Source organism: Vibrio nitrifigilis, from assembly GCF_015686695.1.
GTDB lineage: Bacteria > Pseudomonadota > Gammaproteobacteria > Enterobacterales > Vibrionaceae > Vibrio > Vibrio nitrifigilis.
On sequence record NZ_JADPMR010000001.1, the window covers coordinates 2107927 to 2131187 of the forward strand.

The following is a 23261-nucleotide window of genomic DNA, read 5'->3' on the forward strand; positions in this document are numbered from 1 at the left end:
TGCTTGTAGACTCATCAGAGATATCAACAACATCACTATCGCGAATCATTCTTGCTAGACTCGTCTTTTGGCTTTACCAGTCGTGTATGTGCATAACCCTTAACTCATTTGTCCCAAGGCTATATCTAGATAAATAACCGTTAGTTAACCTATAAATCTGCTAATAATTTTGCGGTTTATCACCGAATTTCCAACTCATAATGTTTTAGAATAGTAGTAATAACTAAAATAGTTGAGACTATAGATTACAATTATTCGCCATGAGATAGATCAATTTATGCTTTAAATTGCATAAATAAATTTTTACTCATTTTTCTTAAATGGTATTATTTTGTGATAATTATCACAAAAACATTGTACGGTTATTACATTGATTATTATAAAAATGTGACAGCCATATTTAGTCCTTAATTGGGACATAATATGACATCCAATTTGAAACACTGTTCATTTACATAATCTTGGTTAGACTGTGACCACTCAAGGTAATTGATATTGAAACTTTATATCGCAAATAACCCAACTGAAGCTCATATACTGTGCGGACTACTCCAGCAGTCAAACATCAAATGCGAAGTCAGAGGGGAACAGTGGTTCGGGTTAAGAGGAGAGATTCCTGCCGATGACCAATCAGCGCCATATATTTGGCTATTTAATCGTCTAGATGCCGATTATGCATGGGAACTTATTCGTCAAACCCAAACCGATAATAGTGGTATCCATTATAAAAATTGGGTCTGTTCTAATTGCGGGGAAACCAATGAAGGTCAGTTCGCTGTTTGTTGGAAATGTGGGAAACCTGATCACCAAGGGTGTGATTAATATTTTCTGAATGGGAACCGTATTTATTGGTGCAAGAGAAAGCGAATCGAGTGGTGATTAAAGGCCTCAGATTGCTCGATATTGCAAACATGACCACAATTGGATAACTCTATCAACTGACTACAGCGGTGTGTACTGAGCATTTTTCTAATGGCAGGAAGGAATAGATGATCGCGCTCTCCCATTAAGTATAACGTGGGAATAGGTAACTCTGTTTCTCTAAAATGTCCCATCAGTGCATGGGCTTCAGCGGTTAAACGATACCAACGTTTAAACTCTTTTTGACACAGCTTTTTAGCTTCTCTTATAAAGAGGTGACGTGATTCTTTTTGATGTTTATCAGGCATTACGACATGGGCAAAAAGTTGGTATAACCACATGTATGGGACGATATTTTTACACCAATCCCCAATTTTAACCAATATCCGAGAACGTAGATTAAACTGCATCACCGCTCCCCCCATCACCATGCTTTCGACACGCTCAGGGACAAGTTGGGCAATTGTTCGTACAATAATGGTTCCCAAAGACATGGCAACAAAGTGGGCTTTTTCAATGCTAAGATGATCAATCACGTGAATGACATCTTGCGCGACATCAGCGAACTGATAAGGTTTGAGTAACCACTCTTTAGGACCTCGATTTGATTTACCATGACCACGAAGATCAACCAGAAGCAAATTAAAATGTTGTCGATACTCCTTGATTTGCTTAAACCACAAAGACGAACTGCCCCCAGCGCCGTGAATAAATACGACCCATTGTTGACTGGTGGGATGTGAATACACTTTATGGAATAACATCAGTAAGTAAGCCATTTTGCTCCAAATTAATAGCGGCGCAAGTCTACCACATTGATAAAGTCAATATCTTCCCCTTTCAAACAAAATCACCCTGATGCGTTATTGACCCAAGTCACCTTATTGGAACGCACAATATCAAATGTCCTTTTCATTGTGTTAATCGATAAAAAAAGCGGAGAGTGACACTCTCCGCTTAGTAAAGTACATCGATGGATGGGCAACGTTTAGTCAAACAATGCCTGTCTATACATCTTAATGTATTCTTGTGCTGATACTTCCCAACTAAAATCTATGCGCATCGCTCTTTGTTGAACTTCGAGAAATTGAGCAGGTTGCTGCAGATAGAACAGTAACGCACGCTGCATAATAATTAAAAGTGCCTCTGGCGATGGCTCTAAAAAACCAAAGCCGGTCGCTTCATGAGGATCTTTATCGTAATCCACTACGGTATCTTTCAATCCCCCTACTTCTCTAACAATAGGTAAAGTACCGTAAGCCATACTATAAATTTGATTTAATCCACACGCTTCAAACTCTGATGGCATCAAAAAGAAATCAGCGCCCGCTTCAACCCAGTGCGCCAACTTATTGCTATAAGTTTCAACAAATGCAAACTGTTCACTGTATTTATCAGCCAGTTTACGTAGACGCCCAGCAACTTCAGGCTCTCCAGTCCCCACAATAACTAATTGCACATCATTACGCAGAAATGCCTCGATGATAGGGAGTAAGTAATGAAATCCCTTTTGGTGCGTTAAACGGCACACCATACCAAACATGGGCACAGAGCGAGTCGGTAAGTGCACTTCTTCTTGTAAAGCGAGCTTTGCGGCTTGTTTGCCCGCTTGTAAAGAGGCCGCGTCATCACTATATGTCTGTGGCAAAAACTGATCTGTTTTAGGATCCCACTCCGAATAGTCACAACCATTAACAATACCGTGCAAATCACGCGCACGCCGAACAAAATCATCGACCAACCCATGCGATCCTAACGGTGTTAGCAGTTCACATGCATAGTTTGGACTAACTGCATTAATTTTGTCCGCATAAGCAATCCCTGCTCGAAGCATACTTACATGATCGACACCATAACGTAAAAACTCCATACCATTGAGATTCAATTCCGGAATAATTTCCAATTCATGGTAAGAAAATATGCCTTTAAAAATCGCATTATGAATGGTTAAGACACTTTTCATACCTTCATAATACGCATCATAGCGATAGCGGGTTTTTAATAAGAAAGGGATCAGTCCTGTATGCCAATCGTTCGCATGAATAACATTGGGTTTAATCCCCAACTTAGGCAGAACATCTAAGCTTGCAGCAGAGAAAAAACTGAACCGTTCGCCGTTATCAGCGTAAGCTTGATTCTGCTCTGCATACAGTTCTGGACGGTCAAAATAGTGATCATTATCGATCAAATAAACCGGCACACCATCTAACTCTGTTTGCCTCACTTTATAGGATGAGTGAGGCCAATGTGTGAGATCGGTTTCCAAGACCACAGGGAGTGAGTTTTTATCAGGAATACTACGATAAGCAGGTAGCACAATGGCTACCTGTTGTCCTAATTGAGAGAGAGATTTAGGTAATGCTTTCGCTACATCAGCTAAACCACCACTCTTCACTAAACCTTGCGCTTCTGAAACGGCAAACCACACACTGATTTGCTCCATTTTAGAATCCAACTTTTGTTCCTTTAGCAATGACTACGATACCACTTGGTGAAACATGAAAGCGTTGTTTATCTAATTCACTATTTTCACCAATGACCGTGCCGGCTGCGATTTCAACGTCTTTATCAATAATGGCGCGTTTAATCGTACAACCTGCACCTATCTTCACATCACCTAAGATAACAGATTCACTAATACAAGAACCAGCAGCAATATTGGTTCTATAACCTAAAACCGATTTATAAATGCTTGATCCTTGTATATAACTCCCACCAGAAACCAAACTATCGGTTAACTTAACCTTTTGCGCATCAACATCAACAAACGTTGCTGGCGGTAAAGGTGGATAATACGTATGCAGAGGCCAACTGCGATTATACAAAGAAAACTTAGGGTCTTTGCCAAGGAGATCCATATGCGCTTCCCAATACGCTTCAATAGTACCAACATCGCGCCAGTACCCTTCAGGCCGTTCACCCTTGATCATGTTATCCGAAAAATCATAGACGTACACATCCCCTTGTGGATACATAGTCGGGATAACATCTTTACCAAAATCGTGACTAGATTGTGGGTTATCTGCATCAGATTTTAACTCAGAATAAAGTGTTGGCGCATCAAAGATATAATTTCCCATCGACACAAGCGCACACTCTGGCTCACCCGGAATACATTTAGGATGAGCGGGCTTCTCTTCGAATCCAACCATCCGCCCTTCTCTATCCACTTCGATAATCCCAAATGATGATGCTTGGCTGACGGGCATGCGGATAGCAGAAACGGTGAGCTTGGCACCTTTACGGCGGTGGTAACCCAGCATCTGACGAATATCCATTTTATAGATGTGGTCAGATCCAAAAATACATACTTCATCAGGTGACGACAATTCTATAAAACGTAGGTTTTGGTATATCGCATCAGCAGTTCCTTCATACCAACGCTTACCATCTCGCATTTGGGCAGGAATACAATCGATAAAGCGGTCAGTAATACCAGCCACATTCCAGCCTTTTTTCATATGTAGATACAGTGATTGTGACTTAAATTGCGTTAACACATAAATCCGCATTAAATCCGCATTAACGAAATTGTTTAATGCAAAATCGACTAGCCTATAACTGCCTCCAAATGGGACAGATGGTTTACTCCGTGAAGCCGTTAAAGGCATTAAACGAGTCCCCTCGCCTCCAGCCAAAATCATTCCCAGTACACCAGCCATTAAGGTTCTCCGTTATTTATTGTTTTCAGTGCCCACCAGTAGATTTGATAAACACTGTTCTTCCATCGAAGCATCATCCCCACCGCGACAAATGGGGCAAAAGGCCATCAAGTAGGTCAATACTGGCTGCAAATTAATCACTGACCACTTTACCCACCGGTTGCGTACACCAGTGTAATATCAAGAGCGACACTCACACACTGACCAACGTTTAATAAACAAGTACATCAATCTTTATCATTCATTAAACATCGTGATTTAGAACTGGATACGCAATGCCTTTATCCGAGCAGGTTTACGACAAACCGTACTTCGTTTACAAGCTCCTATAAAAAAGATAGTCAACATATTGAATAATGAGAACAAATAATTGGGAATTTAACAAAATATTCAACACTGTTTTAGAAAACTGAGAAATAGCCAACAAAATAAAAAGGCAGCTCGTAAGCTGCCTTTTTATTCATGGTTTGTTATTGATAAATCACTATTTTTTCTTGCGTTTATCCGTTACTTCCCATTTACCGTCGATGTATAGCGCCGTCCATCCAGATGGTTTTCCATCATGTTCGGTACGTACATAATGCTCTTTCGATTTACGGCTAAAGCGTACTACAGCACGTTCACCATCAGGATCTTTCGCTGGAGCAGTTGCTAGGTACTTGAATTTCTCAGGTAAGCGGTCTTGATATTTTGCTAGCTCTTCCACTAACGGTGCGCGTGTCTCACGCGATTTAGGGAAATTACTTGCCGCAAAGAATAAGCCAGACGCACCATCGCGCAGCACAAAATACGCGTCAGACTGTGTGCAAGGTAGTTCTGGGAAATGGACCGGGTCTTCTTTTGGCGGAGCAACTTCACCGTTTTTCAAAATCTTACGGGTATTGCTACAAGATTCATTGGTACATGCCATGTACTTACCAAATCGGCCATTTTTCAGAACCATGTCTGAGCCACATTTATCGCACTCAACAACAGGGCCATCATACCCTTTCAGTTTAAATTCGCCGTGTTCAACGATATAGCCTTCACAATTTGGGTTATTACCACACACATGAAGCTTACGTTTTTCATCAATCAAGTAAGCATCCATTGCAGTGCCGCAAATTGGGCAACGTTTTTTAGCGCGTAGTGCTGCGGTTTCAACATCTTCTTCTAAGACATTGATAACACCATCTTCATCACCAAGATTGATGGTTGTCTTACAACGTTCTTTCGGCGGAAGTGCATAACCAGAACACCCTAAGAAAACGCCAGTAGAAGCCGTGCGAATCACCATTGGACGACCACAAGTTGGACATTCAATATCTGTTTGCACCATGTGGTTAGGCTTCATACCACCTTGTTCTTCATCTTGCTCGGCTTGTTCAAGGTTTTGACTAAAATCGGCAAAGAAGTTGTCTAATACCCCTTTCCAATTAGCATCACCTTCGGCAATTTGGTCGAGTTTTTGTTCCATACGTGCTGTGAAGTCATAGTTCATCAAATCTTCAAAACTATCATCCAGACGATCTGTAACAATTTCGCCCATCTTTTCCGCGTAAAAACGACGTGAATCGACTTTTACGTAACCACGATCTTGGATGGTAGAAATAATCGATGCGTAAGTAGATGGTCGACCAATCCCACGTTTTTCTAATTCTTTAACCAATGCTGCTTCAGTATAGCGAGCCGGTGGCTTAGTAAAATGCTGTTTAGGATCTAACGCTTCAAGGGCTAGTTCATCCCCTACTTTTACTTCAGGTAAAATTTGGTCTTCATTCTTACCAAGTGGACGTTGTACACGTGTCCAACCATCGAATTTGAGAATACGGCCTTTTGCTTTCAACGTGTATTCTGCCGCCTTAACACTTACAGTTGTAGAAGTGTATTGAGCAGGCGTCATTTGACACGCCACAAACTGATTCCAAATTAAGTTATACAATTTGTGCGCATCCGCATCCATACCTTGCAAATCATCAGATTTAACATCAACGCTAGAAGGACGAATCGCTTCGTGCGCCTCTTGGGCATTTTCTTTACTGCCGTAAACATTTGGCTTACTTGGTAGGTATTTATCACCAAATTGATCAGTGATGAAATCACGAACAGAGGCAACCGCTTCTTGGCTCAAGTTGGTTGAGTCAGTACGCATGTAGGTGATGTAACCGCCTTCGTAAAGACGCTGCGCTAGCATCATGGTTTTCTTAACACCATAACCTAAGCGAGTACTTGCCGCTTGCTGCAATGTAGAGGTAATGAATGGCGCACTTGGCTTACTCGTTGTAGGGCGATCTTCTCGCTTACAAACTTCATAGCGCGCTTTTTCCAAAACACTGATTGCTGCTTTGGTTTCTTGTTCGTTAGTCGGCTTAAATGCTTCGCCATTTTGTTGCGCGACCAGCAAACGGAATTTGTCATTTGCACTGGTTTTGGTATCGGCGTTGATATCCCAGAACTCTTCAGGGGTAAACGCTTTGATTTCACGCTCACGTTCCACAAGTAGCTTCACTGCTACAGATTGAACACGTCCTGCGGATAAACCACGCGCCACTTTTTTCCATAGCAACGGAGACACCATAAAGCCCACAACACGGTCCATAAAACGACGTGCTTGTTGGGCGTTAACACCATCCATATTTAGGTCACCAGGCTGCTTAAACGCCTGTTGGATTGCTGTTTTAGTGATTTCGTTAAACACAACACGTTTATATCGCTCTTCATCGCCACCGATGATCTCACGAAGGTGCCAAGCGATGGCCTCTCCTTCGCGGTCCAAGTCGGTTGCGAGATAAACGCTGTCTGCGTCTTTCGCTAACTTTTTAAGTTCATTTACTACCTTTTCTTTACCCGGCAGTATCTGATAATTCGCTTCCCAACCATTGTAGGGATCGATACCCATCTTCTTGATTAAAGATGAACGCTCTTTTTCTTTCTTAAGGCGAGCTTTTTCTTCAGCACTAAGGCCTTTAGTCGACGTCGGCGCTGCTTTTTTGGCACCAGTTGATTGACCGGCAGTTGGCAGATCGCGGACATGACCGACACTAGACTTTACGATAAAGTCTTTGCCAAGATATTTGTTGATTGTTTTGGCCTTGGCTGGCGACTCCACGATAACGAGTGATTTACCCATAATTTGATTCAAATGTCCTTAACCACTTTGCGACTGGTTTTATCGCATTATGTTCTTAAATATTGCTTCTTTTTTTACTATCGAGGTAGATAACCAGAAGATCAACTTGTTTTTTTAAAAACCGGCTTATTTGCTCGACAAATCGACGAAATGCTAAGCGCTCCAGAAAACTCGCACATAGTAATGACAGTCTGGACAGAACGCGAGGTAAAACAAGTGAATTTTGCAATAAATCACAATTTTAGTTTTTACTGAGCTCGATCATTGTCTGATATTATGCGCTCAATACACTAGTTATCACTGCCAAACAAAATAATAAAAGGAAACATTATGGCCGATAAAAAGCCCATTTCAAAAGTCGACTTACTCATGATAGCGAATCAACTAATTCAAGATCATGAACATTATGTTGAAGGCATGAAAGCTACTCAAGTTGAAGAAAAAGCAGGCATTTTAGTATTTAAAGGTGAATATTTCCTTGATGACAACGGACTGCCAACCACAAAAACAACAGCGGTATTCAACATGTTTAAATATTTAGCGCACCACCTATCATCAGAATTTACTCTCGAATAGTGATTGATGGCTAAATATCTAAAGTGTCAAGCCTAGTGTATGAGTATTATATATGGTGACCATCAGCAAATTACATTTACACTAAAAATAAAGCCTCGGAAGAGGCTTTATTTCATCATAACGTTGACCATTTAATGACTTAATGCGGCGAATTTATCAAAATAATCTGGGAATGTTTTTGACGTACATTTTGGATCATTAATCGTCACACCAACGTCAGAGAAAGCCACTAACGAAAAACACATTGCCATGCGGTGATCATCATAAGTATCAATGGCTGCATGGATGAATTTTTCTGGCGGAGTGACCGTGATGTAGTCTTCGCCCTCTTCTATTTCAGCGCCGACTTTACGTAGCTCTGTCGCCATAGCCGCTAAGCGATCGGTTTCTTTCACGCGCCAGTTATATACATTGCGAATGGTGGTGGTCCCTTTAGCGAACAAGGCTGCAGTTGCAATAGTCATGGCTGCATCTGGAATATGGTTAAAATCCATATCGATGGCATTGAGTTCACCGCGACGAGCAATAATATATTCATCACCCCACTCAATTTCTGCCCCCATTTTTTCTAACGCGTCAGCAAATTGCACATCACCTTGGATGCTTTTTTTGCCAATCCCCGTCACTTTCACACTGCCGCCTTTAACCGCTGCAGAGGCGAGGAAGTAAGACGCTGATGATGCATCACCTTCCACCATAAAATGTCCTGGTGCGACGTAGCTTTGCCCTGTTGGTATCACGAACTGTTGGTAGTCGTTGTTAATAACATTAACACCGAACTGTTGCATGATCTGCAAGGTAATATCGATATAAGGTTTTGATACTAACTCACCCACAATATTGATGGTGATGTCACCATCAGCCAGTGGCGCAGACATGAGAAAAGCCGTCAAAAATTGACTAGAAATAGAACCATCGATGGCGACAGTACCCGACTTGAGACCAGTGCCTTTTATCGACAGTGGCGGGTAATTCTCATTTTCTAAATATTCAATTTCTGCGCCAGCTTCACGCAGCGCATTGACTAAGTGACCAATTGGGCGTTCTTTCATGCGAGGTTCGCCAGTCAGAACAAACTCACCTTGACCCAAACACAGTGCTGCCGCAAGTGGACGCATTGCTGTACCAGCGTTACCCAAAAACAGTTCTAATGGCGTGTCTGCCGAAAATGGCCGGCCTAAACCTTCCACTTCACAAACGGTTTTATCATCAGAAAGTTGATACTGAACACCCAGTTTAGTAAGGGCACTGAGCATATGACGAATATCATCACTATCAAGTAAGTTAGTGAGGCGCGTCTTCCCTTTTGCTAGTGCAGCGAGCAATAAAGCTCGGTTAGAAACACTTTTTGAACCAGGAAGATTCACTTCTCCATCAAATTTTTCAACAGGTTGTAACGTAAGGCTTTCCATTTAAAGTTGTGTATCCTTGCGCCGCCAACATCATTCATCAGTGAAAAATGGCGACGAAAATTCTTCGTATTTGCAGACTAACGAAAAATTGCCCTAGGCGCTAGTGTCAATCACAGGATTTCTCACACCAACACTTACAAGGATAAAGCGCATTAACGTTACGTTACATTTCGCGATCTACTCTCACGCCATCATCAAAATAGAGAATTCGCACCTGATCGCCTGAACCAAATAGCATTTCCGGATCAACATCTTGAATCACATCAACCAATTTACCATCGTCAGTTTTTATTAGTAATTCAACCAATTTATATTGTTCACGGTAAATGGGATCAGCGCTATTAGCCGCATGTGCAACCCCAGCCCCAGCCGCGGCACCAACGACAGTCGCGACCTGACGACCATGTCCACCTCCGAATTGATGGCCTATCACCCCACCAACGACGGCTCCCAACAATGTTTTCCAGCCATCATCGTTATGTTGTGCATGGTGAATTTGCTGTTGAGAAATGTATCGAACTGTTTCTACCGAGCCAAATACGACGTTATTCACAGGTCTCGCTTGATTCCTTTGATAAGCTGCATTGGCAAACAATGGAAAAATCAATAAGATCCATATCCACTTTTTCATTTTCTGTCTCCTATAAGGCATGGGTTGGCTATGACGATTTACCTTACCGAACTCGCACCGGATAATTTTCTCTTTCCTTCTCCATTTGAAGCGTTGGAAGAGCCAAATGGCCTATTGGCCTTTGGGGGTGATCTCAATCCACAACGAATACTCAACGCTTATCGACAAGGGATATTTCCATGGTATGGACCAGGTGAACCTATCCTCTGGTGGAGTCCATCGCCACGAGCCGTCTTTTATCCTAAGACATTTAAACCGAGTAAAAGTGTTAAAAAATTTCAAAGAAAGCAAAAATATGACATTAGCCTCAATATGGCGACGGAAAAAGTTATTGAACAGTGTGCAGCTCTAAGGCCGCCAGAAGAAACTTGGTTAAATAACGACATGAGAATGGCTTATAAACAACTGTCTCGAATGGGCAAGTGCCATTCCGTTGAGGTGTGGGAAGACGAGGAACTGGTCGGTGGCCTTTATGGTCTTAGTATTGGTCGACTTTTCTGTGGTGAATCCATGTTCAGTATCGCGGATAACGCCTCCAAAATAGCTCTATGGTATTTCTGTCATCACTTTACACAACATCAAGGAGAACTCATTGATTGTCAGGTCATGAATCCTCATTTGGCTTCCCTCGGTGCAACAGAGTTACCAAGATCACAATTTATGCAAACATTGCTATCCTTAAAGGAGCAAAACGTCAGCGCAAGCTGTTTTGAACGCCAATGGTTAAGTTCGCCCATCGACGTATCGTAGATAGAGGTTGAAGAATGAGTTCTGATATACACCAAATTCGTATCGGGTTAACGAACAACCATCCTTGTAGTTATTTAGACGATAAGTTAGAGCGTGTCGCCGTTGCTATCGATCCACAAATGCAATCCGCTGATAATTTTGAAGTACTGCTTGCTAATGGTTTTCGCCGTAGTGGCGACACCATCTATAAGCCTCATTGTGACCACTGCAAAGCCTGTCAGGCCTTACGTGTTAATGTGGTCGACAACATGGCTAGTAAAAGTCAAAAACGCCTGCTAGCGAAAGCGAGAGACGATTTTCATTGGGTACTAAAAGATACCTTAGATGATAATTGGTTTGATTTATACGCTCGCTATATTCGGACACGTCACCGCAATGGCACCATGTTCCCCCCACAAAAGGACGAATTTTTGCGCTTTTCACTGTGTGAATGGCTTAATACTCAGTTTCTACACGTTTATCAACACGATCAATTGGTCGCTGTTGCTGTGACTGATGTGATGAGCCAATGTGCTAGCGCATTTTACACCTTCTTTGATCCAGACATTTCCCTTTCACTTGGCACCTTATGTATTCTTTATCAGCTTCAAATGTGTAAAAATGAAGCAAAACAGTGGCTTTACTTGGGCTATCAAATTGATCAATGCCCCGCAATGAACTATAAAGTACGCTTTCATTCTCATCAAAGGCTAGTAAATCAGCGTTGGCGAGGGTAAAATACGCCACAACTTTACTTATTGTACTTTTAACGGCACAATTCCCTCCGTTAAAATATTGCCAAGTTTCTAAAGAGGATTAAATGGCTAAAGAAGACGTAATTGAGATGCAAGGCACTGTCCTTGATACTCTTCCAAATACTATGTTCCGTGTTGAGCTTGAGAATGGCCACGTGGTAACAGCACATATCTCCGGTAAAATGCGTAAAAACTACATTCGTATCCTTACTGGTGACAAAGTAACTGTTGAGTTAACTCCATACGATCTATCTAAAGGACGCATCGTCTTCCGTTCTCGTTAATCTATTACGTATGAGCGAATATTGAAAAGGCGGGAAAGCCCCGCTTTTTTTGTGCGTCAGCGTCTCCAGGAGAAGCGGCACAGATAGAAAAAAGGCACTGCTCTGCAGTGCCTTTAGTATTTATAGGTTAAGACTTATTAAGAAACCTGAGCTTCCTCTTTTGAACCAAGATATTCAAAAGTAAGTTTGTCACTATCAAGCCCAACCTTCACTGTACCGCCATCAACAAGTGAACCAAACAATAGTTCATTCGCTAATGGTTTCTTCAGTTGATCCTGAATGACTCGAGCCATTGGACGAGCCCCCATTTCCCGGTCGTAACCACGATGAGCTAACCAGTTACGTGCATCTTCTGACACTTCAAGTGACACACCACGAACATCCAACTGAGCTTGCAATTCAACAATGAACTTATCAACCACTTGAGCAATGACCGTTTCATCTAAGCTATTGAACCATATGATATGGTCTAAACGGTTACGGAATTCAGGAGTAAAGACCTTCTTAATTTCCGACATGGCATCATGGCTATGATCTTGTTGAATCAAACCAATCGATTTCTTCACTGTTTCCGCAACACCTGCGTTGGTAGTCATAACCAGAATCACGTTACGGAAATCCGCTTTACGCCCGTTATTGTCAGTTAACGTCCCATTATCCATCACTTGCAATAACAAGTTAAAGATATCAGGGTGCGCCTTTTCGATTTCATCCAAAAGCACAACACAGTGCGGATTTTTAATGACGGCATCAGTTAATAGTCCGCCTTGGTCATAACCAACATAACCTGGAGGCGCACCTATTAAACGGCTCACCGAGTGACGTTCACCATATTCAGACATATCGAAACGCAGGAGCTCAATACCCAGTAACTTGGCAAGCTGCACCGTCACTTCTGTTTTACCAACCCCTGTAGGGCCAGCAAACAAGAATGAACCGACAGGACGATTCTCTGCACCAAGGCCTGCACGAGTCAATTTAATGGATTCAGATAGAACATCGATCGCATTGTCTTGTCCGAAAACCAACATTTTCATCTTGCTATCGAGTTTTTTCAGAATGTCTTTATCAGATGATGACACTGATTTCTCAGGGATACGGGCCATTTTGGCCACCATGGATTCAATCTCAGCAACACCCACGGTTTTCTTACGCTTACTGACAGGCAATAAACGTACTCTAGCGCCCGCTTCGTCGATGACATCAATGGCTTTGTCAGGAAGGTGACGTTCATTGATGTATTTAGCTGACAATTCAACCGCAGCTCGTAACGCCTTATTGGTGTAACGCACCTCATGGTGAGCTTCGTATTTAGGTTTCAATCCCATTAAAATCTTCGTGGTATCGTCTAACGATGGTTCCACCACATCGATTTTTTGGAAACGACGAGCCAATGCGCGTTCTTTTTCAAAGATCGTGCTGTATTCTTGGTAAGTCGTTGAACCAATACAGCGCAACTTGCCACTACTTAGTAGAGGTTTAATCAAGTTAGCAGCATCCACTTGGCCGCCAGATGCTGCGCCAGCACCAATAATGGTATGAATTTCATCGATAAACAGAATCGCGTCTTTTTCTTTTTCAAGCTGCTTCAGAATCGCTTTGAAACGTTTTTCAAAGTCACCTCGATACTTAGTGCCAGCTAACAGCGAACCGATATCTAAAGAGTAAATAACGCTATCTTTAATGACATCAGGAACCGTGCCTTCAACGATTCTCCATGCTAACCCTTCAGCAATAGCAGTTTTACCTACCCCTGCTTCGCCAACGAGTAGCGGGTTATTTTTGCGACGGCGACAGAGTACTTGAATCGTACGTTCAAGTTCTTTGTCACGTCCGATTAGCGGGTCAATTTGCCCTTGTTTTGCCAGTTGATTGAGGTTACTTGCAAAACTTTCTAAACGTTCGTCAGTACTGACTTCTTCACTACTTTCTGGACCGAAAGAGTCTGAAGAAGAGTCTTCACTCGCGCTGGAAGCTTTTGTAATACCATGCGAAATATAGTTAACAATATCGAGGCGGCTAATGTCATTTTTCTTCAACAAATAAGCGGCGTGAGATTCTTGTTCACTAAAAATCGCAACTAAAACATTCGCTCCGGTCACTTCGCTACGACCAGAAGACTGAACATGGAAAACGGCTCTTTGTAGCACACGCTGAAAACTCAGGGTTGGTTGAGTTTCACGGGTTTCATCGTTGTCTGGAATCAGCGGGGTGGTTTGATCAATGAATGTGTCAAGTTCACGACGTAATGTCTCAATATCGGCCTGACACGCGACTAATGCTTCCTTCGCAGCGTCATTTTCCAACAACGCCAGTAGGAGGTGCTCTACGGTCATAAACTCATGTCTTTTGTCACGAGCCCGCGCGAATGCGCCATTTAAACTCGATTCTAGTTCTTTGTTAAGCATAAGGCCTCCTTAAGAAACAACCACGGTTTTCGCATGTGCTATCGTGTTACGCCTGCTCTAATGTACAGAGCAACGGATGCTCGTTTTCCCTCGAATACATTGTCACTTGCATGACTTTCGTCTCTGCTACCTCTGCAGTAAACGTGCCACATATTGCTTTGCCTTCGTAATGTACTTTAAGCATCACCTGAGTTGCCCTTTCTATATCCATAGAAAAAAACCGCTCTAGGATTTCTATAACAAAGTCCATCGGGGTGTAATCATCGTTCATTAACAGTACGTTATACATCGCCGGTGGCTTTATCGCTGTCTTTTCTTCCTCCAGCAAATCTGAGCCTGGAGTTACCCATTCAAAATTCTTACCCATGACGTTTTGATTTCAGAGTGTTTTAAATATCTATTGTGCTCTGTACTACCGGTTCATGCAATGCTCATATTTATTCATACGTAACATGCTGTGTGTTCAGGTGAAAATCAGCCCTTACTTAAGAGACTAATCCACCAATGAAGCCGCTGCAAATAAAAGATTGCGATTATGATCACTGACCTGCGTAACCGCACAAAACTTAATCGCAATTATACAAATGATTTCACAGAATGCGTCGCTATTTGCAAATTAAAAATACTAATAAAAGAATAAGTTGCAAGCTAAACAACATTCTTACAAATGTGACTTGATTATAAAAGCAACACTCTTTATGCGATTTTACTATTGACTGTCCCACTCTATTAGCTAAATTGGTCAATTAGTGACTAACTATTTAGCATTAGTTAAATGGATAATCACCAATGGTTGGGACAGGAAGGGTTCCTGTGATACCCCACCTTTACACATCAGTAACAAAATGCATGAGGGATGTATAGCATGGCTACAGGTACAGTAAAATGGTTCAATAACGCAAAAGGATTTGGTTTTATTTGTCCACAAGGTGAAGATGGGGATATCTTCGCACATTATTCAACCATTCAGATGGACGGTTACCGCACGCTTAAAGCGGGCCAAACGGTATCTTATGAAGTTGAAGAAGGTCCAAAAGGCTATCATGCGAGTTCTGTCGTACCTATCGAAGGGGAACAAGCTAAGTAACGACTTAGTGTCTGCGCAACACTGATATAGATGAATACCTCAGGTTATGAACCATTAGGTTCATACTGGTCAGATTATATATCAATGCATGCCATTTCTTGCTAGCAGGGCGCATCCTTTGCGAATAAGTTGACGTTGCTATCTTTAAACATAGCGATAGTTTAGTCGCCTACTCTTATTTCACCCACGTTAGCCTAAGAATGGCCATAGCAGTATCACCTTTGCAATCTAGGTAACGTTGATCTCAACGCTGCTGTGATTGACATAAAAAACCCGCTAGCGCGGGTTTTATTGTTTTTACTCAATACCCATGCAGTTGTAACCGACAATGAGTATTTCATTAACACTAATCAAGCATCAATAATACTGTTCAACGTTGCACTAGGGCGCATTAATGCAGCCGCTTTAGCAAACTCAGGTAAGTAATAACCACCTAAATCGCCAGGAATACCTTGTGCACCATTAAGTTCAGCAACGATGGTAGCCTCGTTTTCAACCAGCTTTTCAGCAATTGTTTTAAACTGTTGTGCTAATTCTGGATCTGTGCTTTGAGCCGCTAACGCTTGAGCCCAATACATTGCTAGATAAAAATGACTGCCTCGGTTATCTAACTCACCCACTTTACGCGATGGGGATTTATTGTTATCGAGGAACTCACCTGTGGCTTTATCTAATGCATCTGCCAATACTTTCGCCTTAGCATTGCCCGCAGCATCGCTTAGATGCTCCAGAGAAGCCGCGAGAGCGAGGAATTCACCTAATGAATCCCAACGTAAGTGATTTTCTTTTTCAACCTGCTGAACGTGCTTAGGCGCAGAACCACCAGCCCCTGTTTCAAACAAGCCACCACCATTCATTAATGGCACGATAGACAACATTTTTGCTGATGTACCCAATTCTAAAATTGGGAATAAATCAGTCAGGTAGTCACGCAGTACGTTACCTGTTACAGAAATGGTGTCTTTACCTTCTTTGATGCGTTTTAGTGACAGCAATGTTGCGTCCACTGGAGACAAAATTTGAATATCCAGTCCCGCAGTATCGTGTTGTGGCAGGTACTCATTAACTTTCTTGATCAGTTCAGCGTCATGAGCACGAGCGCTGTCTAGCCAGAATACGGCTGGTGTTTGGCTAGCACGGGCACGATTAACCGCCAGCTTAACCCAATCTTGAATAGGCGCGTCTTTTACTTGGCACATACGGAATATATCACCTGCTTCAACAGGTTGTGCCAGTAGTACCTGACCTTCAGCATCTACGATCTGCACTTCGCCCGCTGCATCAAGAATAAAGGTTTTGTCATGTGAACCATATTCTTCCGCTTTTTGTGCCATCAAACCAACGTTAGGCACGCTACCCATTGTGGTTGGGTCAAATGCGCCATGTTCTTTACAAAAATCGATGGTTGTTTGGTACACACCTGCATAGCAGCGATCAGGAATCAATGCTTTGGTATCTTTCTGCTTGCCATCTGGTCCCCACATTTGACCCGATGAACGAATCATTGCAGGCATAGAAGCATCAACAATCACATCGCTTGGTACGTGAAGGTTGGTAATCCCACGATCCGAATCCACCATAGCTAATTCAGGCTGAGCTTGATAAACAGCGGCAATCGCATCTTCAATTTCTTTGCGTTTGGCGTCGGGAAGCGTTTGAATCTTCGCGTAAACATCACCAAAACCATTGTTTACATCAACGCCTAATTGGGTAAATAAGTCTGCGTATTTATCGAACACATCTTTGAAATACACTTTGACAGCGTAACCAAAAATTACCGGGTCTGACACTTTCATCATGGTCGCTTTCATGTGCAGTGAAAGCAACACATCTTGTTGTTTAGCCTCGGCAATTTGTTGTTCAAAAAAGCTAACCAACGCTTTTTTGCTCATCACCGACGCGTCGATGATTTCTTTATCTTGCAGTGCAAAAGACTTTTTCAGTACTTTTTTCGTACCATCTTTTGCTACAAATTGGATAGTAACATCGGTGGCTTTATCTAACGTCACAGATTTTTCTGAACCAAAGAAGTCATGCTCAGCCATGCTAGCAACATGAGATTTAGAGTCTTTACTCCAAGCCCCCATGGAATGGGGATTTTTCTTCGCATAGTTTTTAACTGATGCAGGCGCACGACGGTCAGAGTTACCTTCACGTAATACAGGGTTTACCGCACTACCTTTAATTTTGTCGTACGTTGTTTTGATTGCTTCTTCATCGTATGAGCTTGGCTCATCTGGATAATCAGGAAGATCATACCCTTTGCTTTGTAGCTCTTTGATTGCGGCGCGCAATTGAGGAACTGATGCTGAGATATTTGGCAGCTTAATGATATTAGCTTCAGGAGTTTGAGCTAAATCACCAAGTTCAGCTAGAGCATCTGCAATACGTTGTTCAGGTTTAAGATGCTCGGGGAAATTAGCAAGAATACGTCCAGCTAGAGAGATATCTCGAGTATCTACATTAATCCCGGAAGATGCTGTAAAAGACTGAATAATAGGCAATAAAGAGTATGTTGCCAGTGCCGGTGCTTCATCAGTGATCGTATAGATGATCGTTGGTTTTTTTGTAGGCATGAACTTTCCCTATATGTTCTAATCACACGACACAGAAACTGTCGTGTTTTTGGCGGTTCTGGTGACTGCACATGATTTTAGGATATCGAAGGTCATCATGAACGGATCACAATAGCCAAGATAGGCAGATGAAATCATGTATTTCACCAGTGTGTGTCACTCTTGATGATTTTAGTTTAGAACAATATGAATCGAATTATCGTCCTTGAGTGCACACGAGACGTTGTGCTCTGTGCAAATAGTTTGCACGCCGAGTATACATTGAATGATTTCGCACTGAAACCATGCCAATACATGGTATGATTTATCGAAATTTCGCCGCATCAGTCACTTTTCATAGGTAACTTGATGAAGTGCGATTATACCCAGTATCTTTAGATTTGTGGGAATATAAATAACGAATTCCGATGCCGGAGTCCATTAGCTTTCGCATCACACCCGTTTTTGTGCATGAAATCATAACGTAAAGTTCGATAGCAAAAAACGATCGCAGTGAAAAATTTACATTTTTGCAAGGTAGTTAACATGTCATCTCGCCCATCCGGCAAACGTTCAAAAACTGCAGTAAGGTCCTCCACCCCAGCTCGTCGCTCTCATTCTAACGACAAAAAACGTTACACTAAGCCTCAGAATAAGCGTCCTTCTCAAACTAATAGAAAACCACGCATTAGTCCTGATGAACAAAAAGTTATTATTTTCAACAAACCATTTGACGTATTGAGCCAATTTACTGACGGAGATGGACGTCAAACCTTAGCCGATTTTATCCCAGTAAAAGAAGTGTATGCCGCTGGTCGTCTTGATAGAGACAGTGAAGGATTAATGGTGCTAACTAATGATGGTGTTTTGCAAGCACGATTAACCCAACCAAAATCTAAATCACCCAAAACATATTGGGTACAAGTCGAAGGTGCCCCTAGAGAACAGGATTTAGATCACTTGCGCCAAGGGGTTGAGTTAAAAGACGGCATGACATTACCTGCTGAAGTGAACATCATTGACGAACCCACGTCACTGTGGCCTCGTAACCCACCGGTACGTTTTCGAGCGGCAATCCCAACCACTTGGCTGGCGATTACCATTATTGAAGGACGTAATCGGCAAGTCAGACGAATGACCGCACATATTGGCTATCCGACGCTGCGCTTGATTCGCTATTCAATGGGTGACATTACATTAGGCGACTTAGCCAACGGTGAGTGGAAACAAATTCGCCCTTAGCAGAACATTCTCCTAAGGGCGATTCATATAATCTTTTGTCAGCAAAAGGACGTTATTTATGACGTTCTTTTAATTTATCAACCACATCACTCATGGATAAATCTTGGTCATTCAACAATACCAATAAGTGGTACATCAAATCGGCTGATTCACAAATCAATTCCTGCTTGTCACCCGCCGTTGCCGCAAGCGCAACTTCAACGCCTTCTTCACCGACTTTTTGCGAAATACGTTTGGTGCCACGGGCGTATAAACTGGCGGTGTAAGAGCTTTCGGGATCGGCCGATTTACGTTCGCCAAGCAGAGTTTCCAATTGATGAAGCCAAACCATTTGTGACTCTTCTTGTGCGTCGCCATCAAAACAGGTTGTCGTTCCTAAGTGGCATGTTGGGCCAATTGGGTTTGCTTTTACTAATAAGGTATCTTGGTCACAATCCAGCGCAATATTCTTTAACTGCAACACGTTGCCAGAGGTTTCACCTTTGGTCCATAGACGCTGTTTGGTGCGTGAGAAGAAGGTAACCTTTTCAGTATCAAGCGTTTTTTGCAATGCTTCTGGGTTCATGTATCCCATCATTAATACTTGGCTTGATTTGAAATCTTGCACAATCGCAGGGACTAACCCATCGACTTTTTCCCAATTCACTCTTTCGACTAGTGACTGACTTGTTGAATCTTGACTCATAGTCTTACCTCGATCCCTTCTTGTTTTAAGTATTGTTTTAATTCGCCAATATTAATGATTTGCTTGTGGAATACAGACGCGGCGAGTGCGCCATCCACATTTGCTTTTTGGTAAGCATCGCGGAAGTGAACCATTTCACCAGCGCCACCAGACGCTATCAACGGAACTTTACACACTTCACGCACCATATTAAGTTGGTCTAGATCGTAGCCATTGCGCACGCCGTCTTGGTTCATCATATTCAGTACGATTTCTCCGGCGCCACGTTTTTGTACTTCTTGGACCCAATCTTTCGTTTCCCAACGCGTCGCTTTAGTGCGATGCTCATCTCCGGTAAATTGGTAGACTTGGTATTTACCCGTTTCTTTATCAAAGTAAGAATCGATCCCCACCACAATACACTGCACACCGAAGCGATCAGCCAGTTCAGTAATCAAGTCTGGGTTAGCGAGCGCGGGTGAATTGATCGAAACTTTATCTGCGCCAAATTCCAGAATACGCGCACAATCTTCAGCGCTACGAATGCCACCAGCCACGCAGAAAGGAATATCGATGACTTCAGCAACACGTGATACCCAACTTTTATCCACCACACGGCCATCACTTGATGCAGTGATATCGTAGAATACCAACTCGTCGGCGCCCTCTTCTGCGTAACGTTTCGCTAGTGGAACAATATCACCAATGATTTCGTGATTACGAAATTGAACCCCTTTCACCACTTGTCCATCTCGAACGTCAAGACAGGGAATTATACGTTTTGCCAACATGCGAATGCCTCCTCAGCGGTGAATTTACCATCTAGTAGTGCGCGGCCGACAATCACGCCCGCTACGCCTGTTCCTTTTAACGCTTCAATATCCGCTAAACTGCCGATACCACCTGAAGATTGGAACTGTACCTGTGGGTATTGTTTACAAAGGTCAACGTACAACTCAACGTTAGAACCCGCTAACGTCCCATCGCGGGAAATATCCGTACACAACACATGTTGTAGGCCAACAGTAAGGTAATCCTCAATCAGCGCTTCGATGGTGACACCAGAATCTTCCTGCCAACCAGAAATAGCGACGTTACGTACCCCTTGATCATCAATATTGATGTCTAAAGCCAGCACGATGTGTTCCGCCCCATATTTTTGCATCCAACCTTTTACCATCTCTGGTTGTTTTACCGCGGTCGAACCAATCACAACGCGTTCTGCTCCAGCCTCAAGCAAACCTTTTACGTCAGATTCTGAACGAACCCCTCCGCCTATTTGTACATTAGCAGGGGTACTCGCTATTAACTTGGCAATAAGGTCAAGTTGACGCGCTGAGGTATCTTTAGCACCGGTAAGATCAACAAGGTGTAACCAGTTCGCTCCGGCTTGGTGATAAACAGCGAATTGTTCGGCCGGATCAACTTTGTATTCTGTTACTTGGCCATAGTCACCTTGATAAAGGCGCACTACCTGACCTTCAATTAAATCTAATGCGGGAATGATCATTTACACATCCTTTCACCCAATCCTTGATTCGGTGGTTATCCTTATAAATTCAGAAAATTAGCAATCAATTTAGCGCCAGCTTTAGAAGAGCGCTCTGGGTGAAATTGCACACCGTAATAGTTGCCACTTTGAATAGCAGCACTAAAAGGGTTGCCATAGTCGCCTTGGGCGATAGTGTAATCCCCGACAGGCATAGCAAAACTGTGGACAAAGTAGAAATGCTCGGTCTCTTCAATACCCGCGAACAACGGGTGCTGGTCAACCACTTTCACGGTATTCCACCCCATATGAGGGAGTGGTAGACCAGCTGTATCCATTTGTTTTACAACACCTTGACACAACCCTAAGCAATCCACTTGCGCGGTAGCATCAGAACGTTTTTCTTCAGAACGCAACCCGAGTAATTGCATACCCAAGCAGATGCCAAGAAGCGGTTTTTCCACTTTTTTGACTAACTCAATCAAACCACGCTCACGCAGGTTTTTCATCGCTTCGGTCGCCGTGCCGACACCAGGTAAAAACAGCTTATCAGCAGCAAGCACAACTGCAGGATCCCGAGAAATAACAGCGTCATAACCTAGACGTTCAATCGCAAAACGTAGCGAGGAAATATTGGCGCAGCCGGTATCAATAATCACAACTTTTTGGGTCATTTATAGAACTCCTTTGCTGCTTGGCAATTCATTACCTTCCACTTTAATCGCTTGGCGTAATGTACGACCAAACGCTTTGAATAAGCTTTCGATAATGTGGTGATCGTTTTCGCCGTTAGACGACAGGTGCAATGTACATGCTAATGTGTCAGTTAATGAACGGAAAAAGTGATACACCATTTCCGTTGAGAAATCGCCCACTTGCTCGCGGCTAAACTTCGCATCGAATTTCAAATAAGGACGACCAGATAGGTCGAGTGCGCACTGAGCTAAACATTCATCCATTGGTAAAGTAAAACCAAAACGGCCAATACCACGTTTATCACCTAGCGCTTCTTTTAGTGCTTGACCTAGCGCTAGCGCGGTATCTTCGACCGTATGGTGATCATCAATATGTAGATCGCCCGAAACTTGGCACACCATTTGGAAACCACCGTGAGTAGCAATTTGATCCAACATATGATCAAAGAAGCCAAGTCCTGTTGAGATTTGATTGCCACCCTGCTCATCTAAGTTAACGGCAACTTTAATGTCCGTTTCTTTTGTTTTACGCACCACTTCAGAGATACGCGGTTTAGTGGTGAGTAATTTTACAATGGCTGGCCAATTAAGCGTTTCTGGGTTGTACTGAATGCCTTGCACCGCCATATTTTGCGCTAATTGCATGTCGGTTGCACGGTCACCAATAACAGCTGATTGGGTAAAATCAATTAAGCCACCTTGGAGATAGTCTTTAACTAGCCCCAACTTAGGTTTACGACATGAGCAATTATCTTCTTCGAAGTGTGGGCAAAGTAATACGTCATCAAACTTAACCCCTTGTGAAGCAAAGATCTCCATCATCATATTGTGCGGCGCATCAAAATCTTCTTGTGGGTAGCTATCCGTTCCTAAACCATCCTGATTAGACACCATCACCAGACGGTATCCAGCGTTTTGCAAAGCAAGCAAGCTAGGAATGACAAAGGGTTCAAGCTTCAGTTTATCGAGGCGATCCACCTGAAAATCGATGGGTGGTTCAACAATTAACGTGCCGTCACGGTCAATGAAGAGAATTTTTTGTTGTTTACTCACAGAAAGTTCCTTTTCTAAGAGGAAGCGTATTCTCTTCCTCTCATATAAT

General features: G+C 42.7%; 21 protein-coding genes. 7 read left to right on the forward strand and 14 right to left on the reverse strand.

Features of this window, described 5'->3' with window-relative positions; all coding sequences use genetic code 11:
• Positions 1-495: 495 nt before the first annotated feature.
• On the forward strand, positions 496-822 hold the full coding sequence (locus I1A42_RS09370) for a putative signal transducing protein (RefSeq protein WP_196123305.1): 327 nt from the start codon (positions 496-498) through the stop codon (positions 820-822).
• 23 nt (positions 823-845) lie between these two features.
• Here the strand turns inward: I1A42_RS09370 and I1A42_RS09375 are convergent, their stop codons facing one another.
• The 4 genes from I1A42_RS09375 to topA all read right to left on the reverse strand — a co-directional run bounded on the left by I1A42_RS09375 (position 846) and on the right by topA (position 7632).
• Positions 846-1640, reverse strand: a complete 795-nt coding sequence (locus I1A42_RS09375; protein ID WP_196123306.1) for an alpha/beta fold hydrolase — start codon at positions 1638-1640, stop codon at positions 846-848.
• A gap of 209 nt (positions 1641-1849) precedes the next feature.
• Positions 1850-3304, reverse strand: coding sequence for a glycogen synthase GlgA (gene glgA, locus I1A42_RS09380; RefSeq protein ID WP_196123814.1), 1455 nt, complete (start codon positions 3302-3304; stop codon positions 1850-1852).
• 1 nt (position 3305) lies between these two features.
• On the reverse strand, positions 3306-4523 hold the full coding sequence (gene glgC, locus I1A42_RS09385; RefSeq protein WP_196123307.1) for a glucose-1-phosphate adenylyltransferase: 1218 nt from the start codon (positions 4521-4523) through the stop codon (positions 3306-3308).
• A 484-nt stretch (positions 4524-5007) separates the two neighbouring features.
• The gene (topA, locus tag I1A42_RS09390) at positions 5008-7632 is read right to left on the reverse strand and encodes a type I DNA topoisomerase (RefSeq protein WP_161157959.1); all 2625 of its coding nucleotides are present in this window, start codon (positions 7630-7632) and stop codon (positions 5008-5010) included.
• Between the two features lie 330 nt (positions 7633-7962).
• Here topA and I1A42_RS09395 point away from each other — a divergent pair, with 330 nt between their 5' ends.
• Entirely contained in the window at positions 7963-8208 is a 246-nt protein-coding gene (locus tag I1A42_RS09395; RefSeq protein WP_161157958.1) for a YciN family protein, read from the forward strand.
• Positions 8209-8339: 131 nt separating this feature from the next.
• On the opposite strand, the gene aroA is transcribed toward I1A42_RS09395, so the two are convergent.
• Positions 8340-9620 (reverse strand): 3-phosphoshikimate 1-carboxyvinyltransferase, encoded by a 1281-nt coding sequence (gene aroA / locus I1A42_RS09400; RefSeq protein WP_196123308.1) that lies wholly within the window; start codon positions 9618-9620, stop codon positions 8340-8342.
• A gap of 163 nt (positions 9621-9783) precedes the next feature.
• Entirely contained in the window at positions 9784-10251 is a 468-nt protein-coding gene (locus I1A42_RS09405) for an outer membrane lipoprotein (RefSeq protein WP_196123309.1), read from the reverse strand.
• Positions 10252-10281: 30 nt separating this feature from the next.
• On the opposite strand from I1A42_RS09405, the gene aat reads away from it, so the two are divergent.
• The 3 genes from aat to infA all read left to right on the forward strand — a co-directional run bounded on the left by aat (position 10282) and on the right by infA (position 12019).
• Positions 10282-11001 (forward strand): leucyl/phenylalanyl-tRNA--protein transferase, encoded by a 720-nt coding sequence (gene aat / locus I1A42_RS09410; RefSeq protein WP_161157955.1) that lies wholly within the window; start codon positions 10282-10284, stop codon positions 10999-11001.
• A gap of 14 nt (positions 11002-11015) precedes the next feature.
• The gene (locus I1A42_RS09415) at positions 11016-11717 is read left to right on the forward strand and encodes an arginyltransferase (RefSeq protein ID WP_161157954.1); all 702 of its coding nucleotides are present in this window, start codon (positions 11016-11018) and stop codon (positions 11715-11717) included.
• 83 nt (positions 11718-11800) lie between these two features.
• Entirely contained in the window at positions 11801-12019 is a 219-nt protein-coding gene (gene infA, locus I1A42_RS09420; protein ID WP_027252769.1) for a translation initiation factor IF-1, read from the forward strand.
• Between the two features lie 137 nt (positions 12020-12156).
• Here the strand turns inward: infA and clpA are convergent, their stop codons facing one another.
• Positions 12157-14427: an ATP-dependent Clp protease ATP-binding subunit ClpA gene (gene clpA / locus I1A42_RS09425; RefSeq protein WP_161157953.1), complete on the reverse strand. Its 2271-nt coding sequence runs from the start codon at positions 14425-14427 to the stop codon at positions 12157-12159.
• A 46-nt stretch (positions 14428-14473) separates the two neighbouring features.
• The gene (gene clpS, locus I1A42_RS09430; RefSeq protein ID WP_161157952.1) at positions 14474-14794 is read right to left on the reverse strand and encodes an ATP-dependent Clp protease adapter ClpS; all 321 of its coding nucleotides are present in this window, start codon (positions 14792-14794) and stop codon (positions 14474-14476) included.
• A gap of 498 nt (positions 14795-15292) precedes the next feature.
• Between clpS and cspD the strand changes: the two genes are divergently transcribed.
• Positions 15293-15514 (forward strand): cold shock domain-containing protein CspD, encoded by a 222-nt coding sequence (gene cspD / locus I1A42_RS09435; protein WP_161157951.1) that lies wholly within the window; start codon positions 15293-15295, stop codon positions 15512-15514.
• Positions 15515-15864: 350 nt separating this feature from the next.
• On the opposite strand, the gene I1A42_RS09440 is transcribed toward cspD, so the two are convergent.
• A complete protein-coding gene (locus tag I1A42_RS09440; protein ID WP_196123310.1) occupies positions 15865-18090 on the reverse strand; it encodes an NADP-dependent isocitrate dehydrogenase in 2226 nt (741 codons plus the stop codon).
• A gap of 525 nt (positions 18091-18615) precedes the next feature.
• Here I1A42_RS09440 and rluE point away from each other — a divergent pair.
• The gene (gene rluE, locus I1A42_RS09445) at positions 18616-19311 is read left to right on the forward strand and encodes a 23S rRNA pseudouridine(2457) synthase RluE (protein WP_196123311.1); all 696 of its coding nucleotides are present in this window, start codon (positions 18616-18618) and stop codon (positions 19309-19311) included.
• A 52-nt stretch (positions 19312-19363) separates the two neighbouring features.
• Here the strand turns inward: rluE and hisIE are convergent, their stop codons facing one another.
• From hisIE to hisB, 5 genes are read right to left on the reverse strand one after another with little or no spacing between them, the layout of a single operon-like run.
• A complete protein-coding gene (gene hisIE, locus I1A42_RS09450; protein WP_161157948.1) occupies positions 19364-19996 on the reverse strand; it encodes a bifunctional phosphoribosyl-AMP cyclohydrolase/phosphoribosyl-ATP diphosphatase HisIE in 633 nt (210 codons plus the stop codon).
• A complete protein-coding gene (gene hisF, locus I1A42_RS09455) occupies positions 19993-20766 on the reverse strand; it encodes an imidazole glycerol phosphate synthase subunit HisF (protein WP_161157947.1) in 774 nt (257 codons plus the stop codon). Before hisF ends, hisIE begins: the two co-directional genes overlap by 4 nt.
• The gene (hisA, locus tag I1A42_RS09460) at positions 20748-21485 is read right to left on the reverse strand and encodes a 1-(5-phosphoribosyl)-5-[(5-phosphoribosylamino)methylideneamino]imidazole-4-carboxamide isomerase (RefSeq protein ID WP_196123312.1); all 738 of its coding nucleotides are present in this window, start codon (positions 21483-21485) and stop codon (positions 20748-20750) included. The genes hisF and hisA overlap by 19 nt, the downstream gene beginning before the upstream one ends.
• Positions 21486-21526: 41 nt before the next feature.
• Entirely contained in the window at positions 21527-22138 is a 612-nt protein-coding gene (gene hisH, locus I1A42_RS09465) for an imidazole glycerol phosphate synthase subunit HisH (protein ID WP_196123313.1), read from the reverse strand.
• On the reverse strand, positions 22139-23212 hold the full coding sequence (gene hisB, locus I1A42_RS09470; RefSeq protein ID WP_196123314.1) for a bifunctional histidinol-phosphatase/imidazoleglycerol-phosphate dehydratase HisB: 1074 nt from the start codon (positions 23210-23212) through the stop codon (positions 22139-22141).
• Between the last annotated feature and the right edge of the window lie 49 nt (positions 23213-23261).